The organism is Brachybacterium sp. HMSC06H03 (genome assembly GCF_001807385.1).
GTDB lineage: Bacteria > Actinomycetota > Actinomycetes > Actinomycetales > Dermabacteraceae > Brachybacterium > Brachybacterium conglomeratum.
Map to the genome: position 1 here is coordinate 1 of NZ_KV788877.1, position 1,906 is coordinate 1,906.

General features: G+C 72.6%; 2 protein-coding genes. One reads left to right on the forward strand and one right to left on the reverse strand.

The features are described 5' to 3' along the window. Nucleotides 1-172: 172 nt before the first annotated feature. Complete coding sequence (locus tag HMPREF3159_RS11660; protein ID WP_083305929.1) at nucleotides 173-685, reverse strand: DUF779 domain-containing protein; 513 nt, start codon at nucleotides 683-685, stop codon at nucleotides 173-175. 167 nt (nucleotides 686-852) lie between these two features. Between HMPREF3159_RS11660 and HMPREF3159_RS11665 the strand changes: the two genes are divergently transcribed. Next, complete coding sequence (locus tag HMPREF3159_RS11665; protein ID WP_070501163.1) at nucleotides 853-1,857, forward strand: aldo/keto reductase family protein; 1,005 nt, start codon at nucleotides 853-855, stop codon at nucleotides 1,855-1,857. Nucleotides 1,858-1,906 lie beyond the last annotated feature (49 nt).

The following is a 1,906-nucleotide window of genomic DNA, read 5'->3' on the forward strand; positions in this document are numbered from 1 at the left end:
TCGGTGGGAGGCGCGGTCGGCGGGGCCGTGGGCGGCTTCCCGGGCGGGGTCATCGGCGGCTCGCTGGGCGGCGGCAGGCTGCCACCGGTCGGCACGGACGCGAGCGAGTCGTTCGGCGCGTGCGCGTCCGCGCCGAGGTGGTCGGCCGGGCGGTCCTCGAGCGGGTGGCGGGTCATCGCGGCCCCGTTCCCGGGACCTCGATCGGCACCCGGTCCTCGAGCATCCGCGAGCGGGTGAGGAACCGCTTCCCGTCGGGCGTCTCGAGGCTGAAGCCGCCGCCGCGCCCGTCGACCAGGTCGATCGTCAGGTGCGTGTGTCGCCAGTAGGCGAACTGCTCGCGGCTCATCCAGAAGTCCAGCGGACTGGTGGTGCCGTCGGGCAGGGGCACCTCGACGTGGCCCATCCGCACGTCGGCGTCGCCCGTGAGGAAGTCGCCCTCCGGATAGCACATGGGGGAGGAGCCGTCGCAGCAACCGCCGGACTGGTGGAACATCAGCGGGCCGTTCCGGTCGATGAGCCGCTGGATCTGCGCGACCGCCGAGGAGGTGAAGGCGACGCGGGAGAAGTCCTCGCCCTCGACCGTCGGCTCCATCTCCAGGACGTCGTCGGCGCCCGTCGGCTCCGGCAGCGGGGGTGCTTGCGGCTGCCCGGGCTGCGGGGCGGGGGTGGGGGAGGTGTCGGTCATCGGGCTCTCCTTCCAGCACGGCCGACAGCGGGCCGGCCGGGTGCGCGGCGGCGATCGTCGGCCTCTGCGTCACGGGCGTCCCGGACGGCGTGCGCGACGGCCGACGTCGGCCGGTGTGACGCGGGCCACCAGGATAGACCCGTGTCGGCGGACATAGGGTGGAGCGCATGGAACACCGCCACCTCGGCCGCTCCGGCCTCAAGATCAGCGAGATCATCTACGGCAACTGGCTCACCCACGCCTCCCAGGTCGAGGACGACCGTGCCCGCGCCTGCGTCCGCGCCGCGCTCGACGCGGGCATCTCCACCTTCGACACCGCCGACACCTACGCCAACACCGCCGCGGAGGTCGTGCTCGGCGAGGCGCTGAAGGGCGAGCGCCGCGAGTCGCTCGAGATCTTCACCAAGGTGTACTTCCCGACGGGCCCGAAGGGGCACAACGACACCGGCCTCTCCCGCAAGCACATCCGCGAGTCGATCGACGGTTCGCTGCGCCGCCTGGGCACCGACTACGTCGACCTCTACCAGGCGCACCGCTACGACTACGCGACCCCGCTCGAGGAGACGATGCAGGCCTTCGCCGACGTCGTCCACTCCGGCAAGGCGCTCTACATCGGGGTCTCCGAGTGGAACGCGGATCAGTTGCGCGCCGGCCACCAGCTCGCCCGCGAGCTCGGCATCCAGCTCGTCTCCAACCAGCCGCAGTACTCGATGCTGTGGCGGGTCATCGAAGAGCGCGTCGTGCCGACCTCGCGCGAGCTGGGGATCTCCCAGATCGTCTGGTCGCCGGTCGCGCAGGGCATCCTCACCGGCAAGTACAAGCCCGGCGCCGAGGCGCCCGAAGGCTCGCGCGCCCGCGACGAGAAGGGCGGCGCGGACATGATCAAGCGCTTCCTGAACGACGAGGTGCTCACCGCCGTGCAGGGTCTGCTGCCGATCGCGGAGGAGCTGGGGCTGACCCCGGCGCAGCTCGCGATCGCCTGGGTGCTCAGCAACGACAACGTCGCCGGCGCCATCATCGGCGCCTCCCGCCCCGAGCAGGTCACCGACAACGTCAAGGCCGCGGGCGTCACGCTCGACGCCGACGTGAAGGCCCGGATCGACGAGATCCTCGGCGAGATCCCCGAGACCGACCCGGACCAGACCCGCTCACCGGCTCAGCGCCTGGCCTGACCTGCCCCGGCGCGGCGCCTGGCCTGCCCCGGCGCGGCGCCGCCGCCCG

Excerpts from the sequence above, each read along its gene's own strand:
- HMPREF3159_RS11660 (WP_083305929.1), bottom strand. The coding sequence starts at position 685 with ATGACCGACACCTCCCCCACCCCCGCCCCGCAGCCCGGGCAGCCGCAA.
- HMPREF3159_RS11665 (WP_070501163.1), top strand. The coding sequence starts at position 853 with ATGGAACACCGCCACCTCGGCCGCTCCGGCCTCAAGATCAGCGAGATC.